The following is a 17,261-nucleotide window of genomic DNA, read 5'->3' on the forward strand; positions in this document are numbered from 1 at the left end:
GGGAAGAGGTCGGTGGTCACGACGTCACCTCCCCGATGGCGGCGGCCAGCTCGGCCGGAACGTCCACGGCGCGGTGCCGGCCGTCGGCCACCACCGTCCGACCGTCCACCACGACGGTGGTGACGTCGGCGGCGCCGGCGGCGAAGAACACCCCGACCGGGGGTACGCCGGCCGTGCGGGCGCTGTCGAGCCGTACGGTGACCAGGTCGGCGCGGGCACCCACGGCGAGCCGGCCGGCGTCGGTCCAGCCCAGCGCGGTGTGGCCGGCGACGGACGCGGCCTTCAGCAGCTCCGCCCCGGTGAAGTGGCCGCGTCGGCGGGTCCGCAGCCGCTCGTCCAACTCCACCGCCCGGGCCTCCTCGAAGAGGTCGACCACGGCGTGGCTGTCGCTGCCCAGGCTGAGCGGGATGCCCGCGTCGGCCATCCGGCGGGCCGGGCCGATCCCGTCCGCAAGGTCGCGCTCGGTGGTGGGGCAGAGGCAGACGACGGTACGGCTGTCGCCGAGCAGGGTCAGGTCGCCGCTGGTCGGGTGGGTGGCGTGGACGGCGGTGGTGGTGGCGCCCAGCGCCTCCCGGTCGGCGAGCAGCCGGGTGGGGGTGCAGCCGTGCACCGCCCGGCAGGCGTCGTTCTCGGCGGGCTGCTCGGAGAGGTGGACGTGCAGCGGTGCGTCCCGCTCCCGCGCCCACCGCGCGACCGTGCTGATCTGCTCGGCCGGCACGGCCCGGACGGAGTGCACCGCCGCGCCGACCCGGGCGTGCCCACCGGCCGGGGTGAACGCGGCGGCCCGCTCGCCCCACCGCACGGCGTCACCGTCGCCGAAGCGCAGCTGCGTCCCCGCCAACGGACGGCCGTCCACGGACGCGGTCAGGTAGGCGGCGTCGAGCACGGTGATCCGGATGCCGGCCTGGGCGGCGGCCTCCACCAGGGCGGCGCTCATCGCGTTCGGGTCGTCGTACGGCTTCCCGCCCGGCCCGTGGTGCAGGTAGTGGAACTCGCCCACGCAGGTGACGCCGGCCAGCGCCATCTCGGCGTAGACGGCCCGGGCCAGGGCCAGGTACGAGTCCGGGTCGAGGCGTTCCGCGACCGCGTACATCTGCTCGCGCCAGGTCCAGAAGTCGCCCCGGCCGCCGTGGGTGCGCCCACGCAGCGCCCGGTGGAAGGCGTGCGAGTGCGCGTTGGCGAGCCCCGGCAGGGTCAGCCCGGGCAGCCGGATCGCGTCGGTGAGCACCTCGACCCCGGTGGTGGGCGCGTCGCCGCCGGCCAGCGGGGTCACCGTGGTGAACCGGCCGTCCTCCGCCTCGATCAGCACGTCGGCGGTCGGCTCGTCCCGGTCGGGCAGCCACGCGTACTCGGCGAGCCAGCGGGTCGCGGTCATGCCGTCGGCTCCCTGTCGAGCTGAGTCGTCTGCGTCATCACCCGATCATCGTGGGCCCGGACCGCCCGGCCCGGCACGTCGACCGGTGCGGCGGTCAGCACGCCAACTCCTCGATCACCCGGGCGAGGGCGGCCACCCCGGCGGCGCAGTCCTCGTCGGTCGCCGACTCGGCCGGCGAGTGCGAGACACCGGTCGGGTTGCGGACGAAGAGCATCGCGGTCGGCAGGTACGCCGCGAGCACCCCGGCGTCGTGCCCGGCGCCGGTGGGCAGCACCGGCGCCGTGAGCAGCGCGGCGAGCCGATCGGCCAGCCCGCCGTCGAAGGCGACCAGCGGGGTGGCCGACTCCTCGGTGACCGTCAGGCTGGTGCCGTCGCGGCGGGCCCGCTCGGTCGCCTTGTCGCGTACCGCGTCGACCAGACCGGCCAGGGTCTCCGGCTCGGCGGCCCGGGCGTCGAGCCAGCCGGTCACCCGCGACGGGATCGCGTTGGTCGCGTTCGGCTCCACCGACACCCGACCCACGGTGGCGTGCGCGCCGCGCAGCCGCGCCTCCTTGTTCGCCGCCAGCACGGTGAACGCGTACGTCAGCATCGGGTCGCGGCGGTCGGCCATGCGGGTGGTGCCCGCGTGGTTGCCCTCGCCGGTTACGTCGAAGCGCCACCGGCCGTGCGGCCAGATGGCGCTGGCGACGGCGACCGGCGCGGCGGTGTCGGCCAGCGCGCGGCCCTGCTCGACGTGCAGCTCCACGAAGCACCGGAACCGCTCCAGCAACTCCGGCCGGGCGCCGGCCGGCGGGTGGCCCAGCGCGGTGGCGAAGTCGATCCCGTCGGTGTCCCGCAGCGTCGCCGCCCGCTCCGGCGCCAGCGCCCCGGTCAGCAGCCGCGACCCGAGGCACGGTACGCCGAACCGGGCGCCCTCCTCCTCCACGAACGCGCCGATCGCGACGGGCCGGACCGGCGTGACGCCCGCGGCCCGCAGCTCGTCGACCGCGAGGAACGCGCTGACGATGCCGAGCGGCCCGTCGTACGCCCCGCCGTGCGGCACCGAGTCGAAGTGGCTGCCGGTCAGCACCGCGTCGCCCGCCTCCGGGTCACCCCACCAGGCGAAGAGGTTGCCGTTGCCGTCCTCGGTGACCGGCAGCCCGCGCCGCCGCGCCTGCTCCCGGTACCAGTCGCGCAGCCGCAGCTCCGGCTCGGTCAGCGCGTAGCGCAGGTAGCCGCCGCTGTCGGCGTTCCGCCCGACCGGCGCGATCTCGTTCCACAGCGCCCGGAACCGCTCGGCGAGGTCGGTCACGCCGGGCCCTCCGCCATCGGGACGCGGACGCCGGTGCGCTCGGCGACCTCGCGGGCGGTGTCGTAGCCGGCGTCGACGTGCCGGATGACCCCCATCGCCGGATCGTTGGTGAGCACCCGCTCGATCTTCTGGCCGGCGAGGGCGCTGCCGTCGGCGACGCAGACCTGACCGGCGTGCAACGACCGGCCCATGCCCACCCCGCCGCCGTGGTGGATGGACACCCAGGACGCGCCGCTGGCGGTGTTGACCAGCGCGTTGAGCAGCGGCCAGTCGGCGATCGCGTCGGAGCCGTCGGCCATCCCCTCGGTCTCCCGGTAGGGGCTGGCGACGCTGCCGGTGTCCAGGTGGTCGCGGCCGATCACGAGCGGCGCGGACAGCTCGCCGGAGGCGACCATCTCGTTGAACCGCACGCCCGCTTTGTCCCGCTCGCCGTAGCCGAGCCAGCAGATCCGCGCCGGCAGGCCCTGGAAAGCGACCCGCTCGCCGGCCATCCGGATCCACCGGGCGAGCGACTCGTTCTCCGGGAACAGGTCGAGGATCGCCCGGTCGGTGGCGGCGATGTCGGCCGGGTCGCCGGAGAGCGCCGCCCACCGGAACGGGCCCTTGCCCTCGCAGAACAGCGGCCGGATGTACGCCGGCACGAAGCCGGGGAAGTCGAAGGCGCGCTCGTAGCCGGCCAGCTTCGCCTCGCCGCGGATCGAGTTGCCGTAGTCGAAGACCTCGGCGCCGGCGTCGAGGAAGCCGACCATCGCGGCGACGTGCCGGGCCATCGACGCGCGGGCGCGGTCGGTGAACTCGGCCGGCTTGGCCGCCGCGTAGTCCCGGGCCTCGTCCAGTTCGACCCCGACCGGCAGGTACGACAGCGGGTCGTGCGCGCTGGTCTGGTCGGTGACGATGTCGATCTCGACGCCGCGCACCAGCAGCTCGGGGAAGACGACGGCCGCGTTGCCGACCACGCCGACCGACAGCGCCCGCCGGTCCCGCTTCGCGGCGAGCACCCGCTCGACGGCGTCGTCCAGCGAGTCGGCGACCTCGTCCAGGTAGCGGTCGCGGACCCGGCGCTCCAGCCGGGTGCGGTCCACGTCCACGATCAGGCAGGCGCCCCCGTTCATGGTGACCGCGAGGGGCTGGGCCCCGCCCATGCCGCCGCAGCCGGCGGTCAGCGTCAGCGTGCCGGCGAGCGTGCCGCCGAACCGCTTCTCGGCGACCGCCGCGAACGTCTCGTAGGTGCCCTGGAGGATCCCCTGGGTGCCGATGTAGATCCACGACCCGGCGGTCATCTGCCCGTACATGGTCAGGCCGAGCTGTTCGAGGCGGCGGAACTCCGGCCAGGTGGCCCAGTCGCCGACCAGGTTCGAGTTGGCCAGCAGCACCCGGGGCGCCCACTCGTGGGTGCGCAGCACGCCGACCGGGCGGCCCGACTGCACCAGCATCGTCTCGTCGTCGCGCAGGTCGGTGAGGGTACGCACCAGCGCGTGGTAGGACGGCCAGTCCCGGGCGGCCTTGCCGGTGCCGCCGTAGACCACCAGGTCCTCGGGCCGCTCGGCCACCTCCGGGTCCAGGTTGTTCATCAGCATCCGCAGCGCGGCCTCCTGCGGCCAGCCGCGGGCGGTGCGCTCGGCGCCACGGGCGGCGCGGACCGGGTGGGACATCTCGGTTCTCCTCTCAGCCGAGGAACAGCTGTCGGCGGGCGGCGGACGCCTCGAACGCCTCCAGCCGGCGCTGGGTGTCGGCCGGGGCGGCGTCGCAGATCGCTTGGAGCAGCACCATGGCCAGGGCCATCGGGGCGGTGTGCAGGTCGAAGACCAGGTCGGTGCCGACGGCCGCGGGCAGCAGCACGTCGGCGTGCTCGGTGGCCGGGCTGACCGGCGAGTCGGTGATCGCCACGACGGTGAGCCCGGCGGCCCGGGCCTCGCGCAGCGCGTCCAGCGTCTCCCGGGGATAGCGGGGGAGCACGAAGGCCAGCAGCGCGCCCGCCCCGGCCGCCGCGGCCTGTTCGAGGCGGTCGGTGAGCAGGCTGCCGCCGTCGTCGAGGACCCGCACGTCCGGGTGCACCTTGGCGGCGAAGTAGGCGAAGTAGGCGGCCAATGGCGCGGCGGCGCGCAGGCCGAGCACCGGTAGCGGGCGGCTGGCGGCGAGCACCCGCCCGGTCTCGGCGATCCGGTCCCGGTCGGCGAGCTGCCCCGCCAGCCGGTCGAGGTTGTCGATCTCGGCGCGTACGGCCTGCTGGAGCTCGTTGCCGGCGTCGGCCGCGCCGTCCGGTCCGCCGGCGGTCAGCTCGCGGAGCCGGCGGCGCAGCGCGGGGTAGCCGTCGTGGCCGAGCGCCACGGCGAACCGGGTCACCGACGGCTGGCTGACCCCGGCCAGCTCGGCGACCTCGGCCGCCGACAGGTAGGCCACCGTCGGGCCGTGCTGCACCAGGCAGTGCGCGATGCGCCGCTGGGTGGGGGTGAGCCGCACGCCGTGGAACAGGTCGAGCACCCGCTCGGCCGGCTCGGCGACGACTTCTTCATTCATGTTGTGACTCTATGCATAAAAACTTTCAGAGGACAAGACCGGCCGCCCGCCCGCGTGCCCACTCGTCGGTATGTCGCTCGGCCGACCGGCGGGCAGCCCAGGTAGCGCGGGCTCTGTAGGATCCGCAAGGCGGTTGAGCTAAGGAGTGGCATGCAGCCCGAGAGCCCATACAGGTACACCCACATGTTGGGCGCGTGTCAGGTCGGCAAGGCCTGGGCCGCGGTTGATGGGCAGGGCCGGTTCGCGACCGTGGCCGTGTTGGACGGTGTGGCCGCGTCCGACCAGCGGTGGCGGGACGCCTTCGCCAACGCGGTGAACGCGCTGGCCCAGGCCGACGGTGGGCACACCTTCGCCGCCTCCGACTTCTCGGCGGCCCACCCCTGGGTGGCCTACACGGCCGAGCAGGGCCACGCCCCGCAGCGGCTGTTCCAGAGCCTCGGCCTCGACTACCAGCCGGTGCCCGACCTCCCGATCTCCGCGCCGCCGGTCTCCGGCGCGGGCGCCGCGGTGCCGCAGCAGGTCAGTGGCCCACCGCAGCAGGTCAGCGGTCCACCGCGGCCGGCGTCCGGGGTGCCCGAGCTGGTCTCCGAGATGCCGCAGCTCCCGTGGGCCGTGCACACGACACCGGTCTCCGGGCAGCCCGCCCCGACGACGCCGCAGCCGGTGTCCGGGGCGCCCACCTCGCCCACCCCGACCTACTCGGCGCCGTCGGCCACCGAGGTTCCGCAGCCGGTCTCCGCCGCCCCGCAGTCCCCGGCGTACGGCGACGCGGCTGGTGGCATCCCGCCGTACGACCCGTTCGCCTCCACCGGCCGGCGGATCGCTCCGGTGCGACGGGAGCCGAAGCGTCGCCCCTGGCCCCTTCTCGTCGGCGCGCTGGCCCTCGCCCTGGTCGCCGGCACCGCCGGCTTCTTCGTGGGGCGCAGCGGCGGCGCCGGGGAGAACGCCTCGCCGGAGCCGTCCGCCAGCGCCTCCCTCCTGCCCTTCGAGGCGACGCAGCTCTCGATGAACAGGGGAAAGTTCGAAGGCCCGCTGGCGCCGCTCGCCGAGCCCTGGCTGAGCCAGGTCGGCGGCTGCGCGGCCTACGACGAGGTCGGCGCCCCCAAACTCCCGAAGGACGAGAAGCAGCACGTCTTCTGCCAGTACGGCGGCGCGTTCCTGCACTTCGTCCTCTACCCGGAGAAGGAGCCGAAGGACGCGGCGCGTCTGGTCCGTCAACAGCTCAACCTCTCCGGCGGATCGCTGGCGGCGGGGCTGCGGGCCGCCACGCGAACCGACGGAGTGGTGAGCGGCTCACCCGGGAGCTACATCGAGTACGCCTTCAAGCTCGCGGACGGCCGGGCGATGTGCGGCATCTGGTGGGACCGGGACGACACCTTCGGTGCCTTCTATGTGGAGGCGCTCTGCGAGGCCGGGATCAACGGCAACTGGGACGCCCTGCGCGACCTCTGGCGCCGCGGCAGCTGATCGTTCACGTCCCCGCGCCACCGGCACACGGGCCACAGAAGACACAGGGAGAGGGGTGCGACCACGCACCCCTCTCCCTGTGTGTAATGCCGCCCACCGGAGGACGACTCACCCCACGGTGACGACCTGGAATTCGATCGTGCCGGCCCGGTTGAACGTGAGCTGCCCGTAGCGGAAGGCGTCGAACGGCTTCTGCCAGGCCACCGCCGCCGGGAACGAGACCAGCAGCGGCCCGCCCGCCAGTGCCTCCGGCAGTCGGAAGGTGCCGTCGTCGGTGCCGACCTGGATCGGTGACCAGTCCTTCAGCACGAGGTGTGCCACCGACGCGGCGAGCGAACTCGGATCCGGTGAGTACCGCGCGACGAGGATCTCGTTGTCGCCGACCTGCGGCACCGCCACGGGCGTACCCGCCTGCACGTGCTCCGTCCGTAGCGTCTGCGGCGCTGAGCAGCGGTCCGGCCCGTGGTGGAGCACCGACCACCGATCGGCACGGGCGCCCACGCGGTAGTTGCAGGCCAGCGCGAGCAGGTAGCGGGGGGTGTCCCAGCGGATGTTGCGGTTGTCGATGCCGGTCGTCGACTCGTGCAGCACGACCTGGTCGGCCGGGGCCTCGACCAGGGCCTTTGCGTTCAACTCGTCCAGGTAGGGCGTGTACGCCGAGAACGACTGGAAGACGGGAACCGGTCGCCAGTCCAGCGAGTACGCCCACGGAAGGGTCAGCTCCGTCGGGTCGACGTGCACAGGGCGGTTCCGTAGTTCGCCGAGGACGCTCTCCGGCACCCCGTACGTGTCACGGGCGCGCGCCTTGCTCGCCTCCACCGCGGTCAACCGGTAGTCGTTGTTGACCAACAGCTCCACGCCCGTCCGCCACTGGTTGCGCGCCAGGAACGGGTCGTAGTTCGGAAGACTGCTGGGCACCATGACGAGTGCCACGGCGGCGGCCGCCAGCACGATCGCGGCACGGCGGTGCCAGGCGACCAGGCCGACCAGCAGGAACCCCGCCACGAGGAAGAAGGAGATCTCGTGGGCGGGGTCGTGCCGGGTGAACCCGTGCTTGAACCCGAACTCGACCGAGACGGCCGCGACCGCGACGACACCCACCGCGGCGACGGTTCGGTGGCGCCACGCCGTGCGGAGCGCGAGGAATCCGATGACGAGAGCCAGGAACCCAGCGAGCAGGTACCCGAACACGAACTCGCCCTGCTCGATCGACAGCGCCTCCTGGTAACCGCTGGATATCTCCCGAGAGCCCTGGACCCACGGCGCGATGTCGGCGATCCGCTGGCCCGCGGCGAGCCAGAGCACCAGGAACGTCACCACGAACGTCGCCAGGAACGCCCCGAGGCTCGCGACGGTGAACGTCAGCGAGTCCCGGCGCAGCGAGCCGACGGCCAGCGCGACGAGCCCCGCCAGCGCCAGCAGAACCACGCCCTCGGAGAACTTGACCTGGAGCAGCAGCGTGCCGACGGCGGCCATGAGCACCGTGGGCAGAAGGTCCCGCCGGCTGTGCGTACGCCTGATGCTCCTGGCGCGTAACACCAGCAGCGCGTACAGGAGGCCGGCGTAGACGAGGCGCCCACCCGGCCCGGCGGGCGCGCTGGCGACAGCGACGGCGAACGCGACCGGCCCGGCGACCGCGGCCGACCACCGGAGTCGGACACAGAGGTAGATCGCCCAGTAGATGGCGACGACCGCGGCGATCCCGAACAGGAAGCCCAGGACCGCCTGCGGCCTGCTCACGTGCTGTGGCCAGTCGAGGAAACCCCACGGGCCGTAGTTGAAGACGATGTCCTTGCCGAAGCGCAGGTCCTGGGTGGCCGCGAAGCCGATGCCCGCCTGCCAACTGGGATCGAACCCCGGCGACGGCAGCAACGTCGACGGAACGCCCGCCACCAGGACCGTGAGTCCCAGCCACGCCAGCGCCGCCATGCCCGGTGTCCGCCGCAGGGCCCGCTCCCCCGAGCCACGGCCGATCCATTGCCTCGTCCCGACAACGGTCCTCGGCTCGACCGGGACCCTCGGCGTGTCGACCTCCGCTACGGTGGTCGCCACAGCCGGGGCAACCGCCTGACTGCCCTGTTCAGCTGTCTGCACTTGTCCGCCCGTGAATTGTTTTCTGATCAGCGGCGACATCGTACCGACAGCGGACGGCTCTCACCGTTCGCTGATCAGGACGACAGGTTCGACTCCATCGGTGACCTGCTCCACCCGAAAGTCGGCGAGAACCGACCGCCAGGCCTCCGCCTCCGCCCCGACGACGTACGAGCGGATCAGCCAGATGCGCGCGCCGCCGCGTTGCACCGCGAGCTCCAGGGCCCGGTCGAGGGCGGCGCGGATGCTCGCCGCGTCGACGCTCGGCACCCCCACGACGTCGGGGCGGGTCGGCATGTCGACCCACCAGCCGACCGTGTTGCCGTACGGGGCGTGCAGGCTGAGCTCGTCTCCCCCGGAGTAGAACGCGAAGCCGTACCAGGCGAGGTGGCTGACGACGACGACGTCGTGGGTCGAGCGATGCTTCGCCACGTACTCGGTCGCCGACCGGACGTCCGTCACCGGCGTGTAGCGGAGTTGCGGACCGTCCTCGTCGGACCGGTACCAGTGGCTGTTGTTGACCGCGAACACCCCGACGAGGACCGCGCAGATCGTCGCGGTGACAACTGTCGGTGGTGTGCGGGGAAGCGCGTGGCGGACGAGGCCTACCAGCGCGCTCACCAGGCCGGTGACCCCGATGCCGCCCACCGCTGCCCCCGTGACGAGGAGGAAGTGTGACGTGCGGGGATCCAGCAGCGGGTAGACCCGGAGAACGCCCAGCACCGTCGCCGTGATCGGCAGCAGGAGCACCGCGGTCGCCGAGCCGGTGCGACCACGCAGCATGAGGGTCAACGCCCCGGCGACGAAGAGCACGACGAGGGTCAGCGCTGGCACACCGAGCAGCGGGGTGAGGACGTCGGCCCGCTCCGCGATGTAGTCCGGTAGCTCGCCCGCCTCGGGAAAGCTGGAGTCCCAGAACTGCTGCATCGTTTCGCTCCGCGCCTGCGCCGAGAACCCGAAGTAGACGGCGGCGACAATCGTCGCGGCACCGAGCCCGGCCACCGTCACCTCGAGGAGTTGCGACGGCCGACGCCGGATCGCGGTGGCCAGCAGCAAGCCCGCGAAGACGCAGACGGCGGCGACGGCGGTGAGGTGGCTGAGCAGCATCCCGATGCCGGTCGCGGCCGCGAGCACGCCGAGCCGCCCGCGCGACATCGTGCGCTCGGTCCAGCACGTCAAGGCCAGCAGGCCGAGCGTCACCGCCGCGTCGGCGGTGTACTGCTTCAGGTCGTGGCGGACCTGCTGGGCGGGCAGGAGCAGAACCGCCGCCCCGGAGACCAGACCCGCCACGATGCCGAGTCGACGTGTCCGCCAATCAACGAGGCGGCCGAGGGCGTACGCCACGCCCACCGAGAGCCCGTGGAAGGCGAGTGGTACGACCCGCAGGTACTCGGGATCGGGGACGAGCCGCAGCAGAAGGCTCCAACCGATCGGGGTCGAGGCGGTCGTCACCGCCAGGTCGCCGAGCGGGAACCGCACCGAGAGCGCGACCCATGACTCGTCCAGCCAGTACGGAGCCGTGAGCATTCCCTTGAGGTCGTGCAGGATCGGGATGAAGCTCAGCAGAACGGCGACGGCGATCCAGTCCGCGAGGGTGGGCCGGCCGCCCGCGGAGGGCGCCGACGAGTCGCGTCGGTCGGCCTTCCTGGGCATGAGCCGGCCGATCATCCGGCGGCGGACGCGGGTGTGCCACGGCGGTTCTTCGGACCACAGCCAGGCGTCGTAGGCGGTGAGCCCCGGGCGCGGTTGCCGTGGCCCGCTACCCGGAACGCCGGCTCGATGCACCGGACGTCCGTCTTCCGAGCCGGCGTGCCGCTGGTCAGCCGCCCGCCGTGCCGACGTGGGCACCGGCTCCCCCCGCTCGGACGGCTGGCAGGTCCGACACCGGCGATCCGATCCGCTGCGCCGCCTGCCGGTGCCGGCGGGCGGCCGGCGGCAGCCCGACCAGGAACTCGGGGAACATGCCGAAGAACGTGCGGGCGCTCTGCACCTCCAGGGTGTGCGCCCGCGACCAGCGGAACGAGTTCGTCGCACGACCCCAGTGGTGGGTCCACCGGACGTCGCCGAGCAGAGCGACCGGCATTCCGTGACGCCACGCCCGTAGGCCGAGTTCGTGGTCCTCGTAGTAGAGGAAGAACCGCTCGTTCCATCCGCCCATCGCGGCGAAATCGGCCGTCCGCGCGGCGACCGCGGCGCCCATCACCCAGGCCACCCAGATCGCGGTGCCGGGCTCGGCCGTCAGACGGTACGAGCTGTGCAGCCGGGACAACGGCCAGACCTTGCGGTTGCCCAGCTTCGCGGTGGCGTACGGCAAGCCGCGGCCGTTCGCCTGGGGCGTGCCGTCGGAGGAGAGCAGCTGCGGCGCCGCCAGACCCCCGTGTACGTCGAGGTGCCGCCGCAGCACGTCCAGGCCACCGTCCGAGGGGATTTCCAGGTCCGGGTTGGCGAAGAGGACGTACTCGCCGGCCGCCTCACGCAGGGCGACGTTGTTCGCCCGGGAGAAGCCCACGTTCTCCGGCAGCCGGATCACCCGGGCGCCAAGCTCCTCCGCGGTCCGCACGGAGTCGTCGGACGAGGCGTTGTCCACGACGATCCACTCGTACGGCTTGTCACCCTGCCAGCACCGGCGGAGCGTGTCCGCCGAGTTGTAGGTGACCGTCACGACACTCCACAGATGTCCCGTCATCACGCTCTCCGACCCTTGAGATAGCTGAACAGCGATCCGAAACCGAACCGTGCGCCCCGCCACTGCCGGCGGGCGGCGGGCCCTTGGCGCAGGCCGTGTCCCAGACCGCGCAGGAACGGTCGCAGCAGACCTTGCCGCACGCGGCGAGCGGCGAGCGCGAGGTGCGCCAGCGCGAGCACCGGTATCGCGACGAGCATCAGCGGCCAGGTGAAGGTGCGGGCCGCCACGAGGAGCCGGTTGCGGGCCAGCAGGAAGGCGCGGAACCCCTGAAGCTTGTTGTCGCCCTCGACGCTGTGGCCGCCCGCGTGCGGGAGCACGAGATCCAACTCGCGGGTCCGCAGACCCGATGCGTAGAGTCGGAAGGCGAGGTCGGCGTCCTCACCCCAGGCGAACAGGTGCTCGTAGAACCCGCCGAACCGGCGGAACAGGTCGGTGGGGAAGACCGCGGCGCCGCCAGACGGGCCCAGGGGCGCCCGCGACACCGTCGACGCCCGGTCGATGAAGAGCGAGATCGGGTTCAGGTCGATGCCGACGTACTCGCCGCCGTGCATGGCCAGACCCACCGCGATCGGGCGGTCGGGGTCTTCGGCGATCGCGGCCAGGATGCGGGTCAGCGCGTCGTCAGGCAGCCAGACGTCCGGGTTGAGCAGGAGGACGTGGCTCGTCGTCACGCCCGCCACCGCGCGGTTGCAGCCGGCGGCGAAGCCCGGGTTGGACGAGTCCGGCAGGTACGCGTACCGGTCGTCGTCGAGGCAGTCGCCGATGACCTTCTCGCACCCGTCCTCCGGCCAGTTGTCGGCGAAGACGAACCGCACCGGCAGGTCAGCGGCGCTACGTACCCAGGTCGGCACGGTCTCGGCGAGCATCTCGCCGGACCGGTAGAGCACCGTGACGATCGTCAGCGTTTCCATGCGAGCATCACCGGCTTCAGGGGATTGCTGATCGTCCCGGACGAGTTGCTGATCAGGCTGAACGCGATGAGCCCCGGCACCAGGGACAACCAGAAGGGCTGGATGACCGGGTAGAGCTCATAGACCCCGAACGTGGCGTAGTAGATGAGGAACGCTCGTCCCAGGTGGTGCGCCGGGCTTCGGGTCCGACCGAGGCGGCGTTCGAAGAAGCCGACGCCGAGGCCGAGCACGGCCAGGTAGATTCCCGCACCGACGGGACCGAAGTCCATCAACGGCACGGCCACGAACGTGGCGGTGTTCATGTAGAAGGGCAGGCTGAGCTCGGCGGTGATCTTGTAGAGGTCAACCGGTCCCAGGAGTCGTTCACCCACCGAACCGGCGAAGGTCAGCGAGTAGCGCCCCCACGCGGGGTCGTGCTCCTCCCGGTGCTCCCACAGCCGCCCGAAGGTCTCCACCGACGAGCTGAGCGACAGGTCCAACGACCCGACGCTGCTGTAGAGGGCGCTGTTGCCGTACTGGGCCCGGAACTGGTCCTCGAACGTGCCCGTGCCGGCCATGGTCCGCTGTCCGCCGAGGTAGACCGCCGCGCCGACCGCACCCAGCCCGATGAGGATCACGACCACCGCGGCGACCCGCCGGTTCTTGCTGCTCATGGCAGTCTCGCGCCGGGTGGAGAGCGCGGCGACGAGCGCCGGGACGATGCCGACCAGGACCGAGTTCTTGCTGGCTCCGAGCGCGGCGCCGAACGTGAAGACCACGACCAGCAGGAGATAGCGCCAGCGACCCTCCGAACTGCCGTTGAGCACGCGCAGCAGCGATACCGCCATGCCCAGGGTCCACGCCTCCGCCAGCAGGCCGACGTAGATGTTCGAGTTGCGCCCCAGCTCCGCCCGGGCAACGTCCGGGTTGTCGGCGAACAGGGGCGGCAGCGTACCGCCGAACTTCAGCAGCCCACCGATGACGGCGACGGCCAGCACGACCAGCAGGAACGTCATCAGGCGGTGGTCCGGGGGCCACCGCAACGTCGGCCGGCTGGCCGCTCCGGCCGGCGCGCCCGAGCGCAGGTACTGCGGCGTCGGCCGGACCCACCACAGCGCGGGGGCCTTGGTGGGCTCGGTCGCGGGCGGCTGGCCCCGGTCGGCCAGCAGCCGCCCGGCGTACCAGGCGGCGAGAAAGCAGGCGACGAAGACGCCGAGCACCGGAATGACGGCGCGGCCCGCGGGGGAGTCGTACGGGCCGGGAACGTTGATCACCGCGAGGAAGACCAGCGACCAGGCGGCCGAGCAGATGCCGAGCCAGAAGTGCGACCGCACGGCGATGAGCGCGACGGCGGCGAATGCCGCTGCGACGCCGGCAGCGGGATCGATCAGGTAGACGGGCACGACCACGGCCACCGCCGCGACCCAGAGTCCGATGGTGAGGTAGCTGCGGGGGATGCTCATCCTGCGTTCCTTGAGAGGAGTGACCGGTAGAGGCTCTGCCATCGCTCTACACACCGGTCGAAGGCGTACTCCTTCGCGTACCAGTCCGCGATCATGTGCCGCTGCTCCGGGGCCGCCCCGCTGAGGGCGTGGCGGATCGTGGTCGCGATCGGCGCTGGGGCAAGGTCGCTCTGGAACGCCAGGGTGCCCGTGGCATGCCGGGTGACCTCGGCCAGTCCACCGGCGCCCGTGTGGACCACCGGCACGCCCAGCGACAGCGCCTCCAGCGCGCTGAGCCCGAACGACTCGACCCGGGACGGCACCACCAGGCAGTCGATCTGCCGCAGGAAGTCGGCCGCGACGACCCGACCGACGAGTTCGAGGTTGGGCCGGGCGGCGATCGGTAGCGAGCCCGCACCGGCGATCCTGAAGTCCGCCTCCGGCACGTGCGAGGCGATCTCGGCCAGCAGGTCCGCGCCCTTCTCCTTCTCCAGCCGGCCCAGGTAACCGACCACCGGCCGGCGGGTGGAACCGGGCGCGGGCAGGGGCTTCGGGCTGGGCCAGGTGGCCGGCAGAGGGTTCGGGATGAGGTGCACGTTGCGGACCCGGCCACGGCCACGCAGCTCCGCCGCCTCGAACTCGGAGACCGCCACCGTCGCGTGCGGGCGGAGGCGGCGCATGGCCAGGTCCAGCGAGATGTTGGACTGGATCGCGGCCTTCTGCTGGAACGACTCGGCGGTGTCGCGGTACTGCCAGAGGCTGTTGTGCAACGTCACCACGAGTGGGGTGCGGTCCATACTCAGCGCGGCCCGCGCGTGCATCGCCGCCGACAGCAGGTGGGCGCACACCACGTCCGGTTTCACCTCGCGGACCAGGCGACGGATCTCCCGGGCGTACGAGAGGTCGATCCGGCTCGTCGCGCTGAGCCCGACCCAGGGGACATCGGCCTCCCGCAACGCCCAGCCCACCTCGTCGTCGGACGTGGCGGCGACCACCTCGACGCCCGTCCGGGCGTGCGCGGGGATGAGCTCGGTCAGGATGCGTTCCGCGCCGCCGAGCTGTCGCCGTCCGGAGCCGCCGGTGGTGCAGAGGAACAGCACCTTCATGACGCGCGAAGCCCCTCGACGGCGCCGCGCGCGATCGCCCGCCGGACCGGGTTCGCGCCGACCGCCGCCCGCCACACGGTGCCGCAGACGTACGCGGTGGCGGCGAAACGCCCGCTCATGTCCCGGCTCGCCCGGATGAACTCGCGGGTGCGCCGCTGCGAGATCTCCGCCTCGGACCAGCGGCGCTTCGCGGTCGCGTCATCCTCGTGCATGATCACGGCCTCCGGCACGTACGCCAGCCGCAGGCCGCGCTGACGCACCGCCCAGCACAGCCGCATGTCCTCGGAGTAGAAGAACGACGTCTCGTCGACACCACCGATGGCGTCGAAGGTGCTCCGGCGCAGCGCGACGAACGGCCCGGTCAGCCAGTCCGCCTCGGTGGGCGGTGCCACGATCCGCAGGCTCGGCACGACCAGGCTCAGCCCGGTGGCGTGGGCGAGCCCGACCTTCGCGGTCAGGAAGCGCCCGCCCTCCGTCTGCGGTACGCCGTCGGGTGTGACGACGGCGGGGAACGCCGCGCCCACCTGCGGATCCTCGAGGACGGCGAGCAGCCGCTCCACGGCGCCCTCGTGCACGATGATGTCGTTGTTCGACAGGATGACGTTCGCCCGGCTGGTGTGCCGCACGCCGAGGTTCATGCCCCTGGCGTAGCCGAGGTTCGAGCCCGACTGGACGTACGCGACGCCCTGTTCCGCGCAGAACTTGCTCAACGCCTGCTGAATGCTCTCGGAGCTGCCGTTGTCGACGACGACGATCTCGGCCGCGCGGGGGAGCGACAGGACGCACGCCCGGGTCCGCTCAAAGTCCTCCCAGGCGAGGACCACAATCGAGACATCCATGTCACACCGTCCCAGAACTCGGCGGCTGCGCTCGTCGCAGGCTCGCTCGCGAGGCAAAAGCGTGTACGGCGTAGGCGAGGGTCGAGGCGAGCGCCGCCCCGATCACGCCCGCCCAGGGGATGATCGCGAAGTACGCGGGAATCGCGACCGCCACGGTGACGAGGGCCACGACCGTGGTCGCCTTCTCGCCCCGCCTCTTCAACAGCAGGGCGCTCCAGCTCTTGCCGGCCGCCGTGGCGAGCGAGCCGGGCAGCAGCACCAGACCGAGCAGCCACGCGTGCCGGTACTCCGGCTGCAGGAAGCCCAGCACGGCCAGACCGCCGACGGCGGCCAGGGCGATCGGCAAGGCCGCCGTGACGACGGACCGGGTGGGGTCCGGCCCGTTCGCGCCGTCCCGGTCGGCCAGGATCCGCTGCGCCCGCACCACGGCGCCGGCCTGCGCGAACTCCAGCGCCGCGACGGCCAGCGAGTAGACGCCGAGCGGCCCGGCGCCGACGAACCGGGCCACCAGGATCTGGTTGAACCGGAGCGTCATCATCTGCGCGAAGATGCCGAGGTGCAGGTTCCCGACCGCGGTCAGGTCGGCGCGGTAATCCGGCCCGGTGGCCATCGGCGCGGGCAGCGAACCGGCCCGGCGGACCATTCTCAGCACCAGGCCGCAGACGGCCAGCGCGCTGATCCACTGGACCACCAGCCAGACCTCGCTCCACAGCCCACCGTCGAGGCGCCCGGCGAAGTAGAGCGCGACGTAACCGCCGACCAGCACGGCGCCGCTGGCCGCGCGCATCGCGTAGACGACCAGGAAGTTCTTCTGCCGCAGCGCGATCGACGACACCGTGTTGAAGACCGTCAGTCCCGCCGCCGACCCCACGCCGATCAGGTAGCTGCCGACGCCGGCCACGGCGGTGAGCAGGCCGGCGGCGACGGCCGAGAGCAGCACGGACGCGCCGAGTATCGCGAGGAGCCACGTCCGACCCCGCGACACGACCCAACCGGCCGGGCGGGAGATCAGGAAGGTGTCCAGCGACAGCCCGCCGATGGCCGCGCCGAGCGTCGCGCTCACCATGTTGGCGCTGAGTTCGCCGCGTTCCGCCGGGGGCAGGGTCACCGACACCACGGCGGCCAGGCCAGTGAGGCCGAGGGCGGCGAGGTAGAGGCGTTCGGGTGCCACGAGCCGGCGGAGCAGGCCCGACGTCCGGGATGCGGGTGTTCGGGTTGTGCCGGTTTCTGAAGACGGCTGAGCAGCGTCGTCCAGCGAAACGCCTCTCACTCGTCTCCCCCAAACGGTGCGGCATGGCGCGACGAGCCAACGCCGCTGGCACTTTCTACCTGAACGATCGGCCACCCGCAATCGCCCTGCGGGCCCTACCTGCGCCCCGAAGTGGGACCGTCGGTCACCGCACGGTCAACCCAGGTCCGTACGCCCCAATGGGTGCCCCGGGTGGCACCCACCCACCGCTAGACTTCCGGACCCGTGAGGATCCTCGTCACCGGCGGAGCCGGGTTTATCGGGTCGGAGTACGTGCGGCTGCTGTTGGGCAAGCCCCTGGGCAGCGC

General features: G+C 72.5%; 13 protein-coding genes. 1 reads left to right on the plus strand and 12 read right to left on the minus strand.

Annotated features, from left to right (window positions below; genetic code table 11):
- Nucleotides 1-16 precede the first annotated feature (16 nt).
- The 4 genes from ACIBTV_RS16795 to ACIBTV_RS16810 form a co-directional block, all read right to left on the minus strand.
- Nucleotides 17-1,375, minus strand: a complete 1,359-nt coding sequence (locus tag ACIBTV_RS16795) for a formimidoylglutamate deiminase (RefSeq protein ID WP_396705750.1) — start codon at nt 1,373-1,375, stop codon at nt 17-19.
- A 94-nt stretch (nt 1,376-1,469) separates the two neighbouring features.
- The gene (locus ACIBTV_RS16800) at nt 1,470-2,666 is read right to left on the minus strand and encodes an allantoate amidohydrolase (RefSeq protein WP_396705752.1); all 1,197 of its coding nucleotides are present in this window, start codon (nt 2,664-2,666) and stop codon (nt 1,470-1,472) included.
- A complete protein-coding gene (gene hutU, locus ACIBTV_RS16805) occupies nt 2,663-4,318 on the minus strand; it encodes a urocanate hydratase (protein WP_396705753.1) in 1,656 nt (551 codons plus the stop codon). The genes ACIBTV_RS16800 and hutU overlap by 4 nt, the downstream gene beginning before the upstream one ends.
- Before the next feature lie 13 nt (nt 4,319-4,331).
- Complete coding sequence (locus ACIBTV_RS16810) at nt 4,332-5,183, minus strand: MurR/RpiR family transcriptional regulator (protein ID WP_396705755.1); 852 nt, start codon at nt 5,181-5,183, stop codon at nt 4,332-4,334.
- A gap of 183 nt (nt 5,184-5,366) precedes the next feature.
- Here ACIBTV_RS16810 and ACIBTV_RS16815 point away from each other — a divergent pair, with 183 nt between their 5' ends.
- Entirely contained in the window at nt 5,367-6,650 is a 1,284-nt protein-coding gene (locus ACIBTV_RS16815; RefSeq protein WP_396705757.1) for a hypothetical protein, read from the plus strand.
- 108 nt (nt 6,651-6,758) lie between these two features.
- On the opposite strand, the gene ACIBTV_RS16820 is transcribed toward ACIBTV_RS16815, so the two are convergent.
- The 8 genes from ACIBTV_RS16820 to ACIBTV_RS16855 form a co-directional block, all read right to left on the minus strand.
- On the minus strand, nt 6,759-8,579 hold the full coding sequence (locus ACIBTV_RS16820; RefSeq protein WP_396705759.1) for a hypothetical protein: 1,821 nt from the start codon (nt 8,577-8,579) through the stop codon (nt 6,759-6,761).
- Between the two features lie 225 nt (nt 8,580-8,804).
- Nucleotides 8,805-10,394: a DUF6541 family protein gene (locus ACIBTV_RS16825; protein WP_396705761.1), complete on the minus strand. Its 1,590-nt coding sequence runs from the start codon at nt 10,392-10,394 to the stop codon at nt 8,805-8,807.
- Between the two features lie 166 nt (nt 10,395-10,560).
- Entirely contained in the window at nt 10,561-11,427 is an 867-nt protein-coding gene (locus ACIBTV_RS16830) for a glycosyltransferase family 2 protein (RefSeq protein WP_396705763.1), read from the minus strand.
- Nucleotides 11,427-12,338, minus strand: a complete 912-nt coding sequence (locus tag ACIBTV_RS16835; protein ID WP_396705765.1) for a glycosyltransferase family 2 protein — start codon at nt 12,336-12,338, stop codon at nt 11,427-11,429. Before ACIBTV_RS16835 ends, ACIBTV_RS16830 begins: the two co-directional genes overlap by 1 nt.
- Nucleotides 12,326-13,780, minus strand: coding sequence for an O-antigen polymerase (locus ACIBTV_RS16840; protein ID WP_396705767.1), 1,455 nt, complete (start codon nt 13,778-13,780; stop codon nt 12,326-12,328). Before ACIBTV_RS16840 ends, ACIBTV_RS16835 begins: the two co-directional genes overlap by 13 nt.
- Nucleotides 13,777-14,865, minus strand: coding sequence for a glycosyltransferase family 4 protein (locus ACIBTV_RS16845; protein ID WP_396705768.1), 1,089 nt, complete (start codon nt 14,863-14,865; stop codon nt 13,777-13,779). Before ACIBTV_RS16845 ends, ACIBTV_RS16840 begins: the two co-directional genes overlap by 4 nt.
- The gene (locus tag ACIBTV_RS16850) at nt 14,862-15,704 is read right to left on the minus strand and encodes a glycosyltransferase (RefSeq protein WP_396705770.1); all 843 of its coding nucleotides are present in this window, start codon (nt 15,702-15,704) and stop codon (nt 14,862-14,864) included. The genes ACIBTV_RS16845 and ACIBTV_RS16850 overlap by 4 nt, the downstream gene beginning before the upstream one ends.
- A 1-nt stretch (nt 15,705) precedes the next feature.
- Nucleotides 15,706-16,875 (minus strand): hypothetical protein, encoded by a 1,170-nt coding sequence (locus ACIBTV_RS16855; RefSeq protein ID WP_396705772.1) that lies wholly within the window; start codon nt 16,873-16,875, stop codon nt 15,706-15,708.
- Between the last annotated feature and the right edge of the window lie 386 nt (nt 16,876-17,261).

Source organism: Micromonospora sp. NPDC049366 (assembly GCF_044466625.1).
Taxonomy (GTDB): Bacteria; Actinomycetota; Actinomycetes; order Mycobacteriales; family Micromonosporaceae; genus Micromonospora.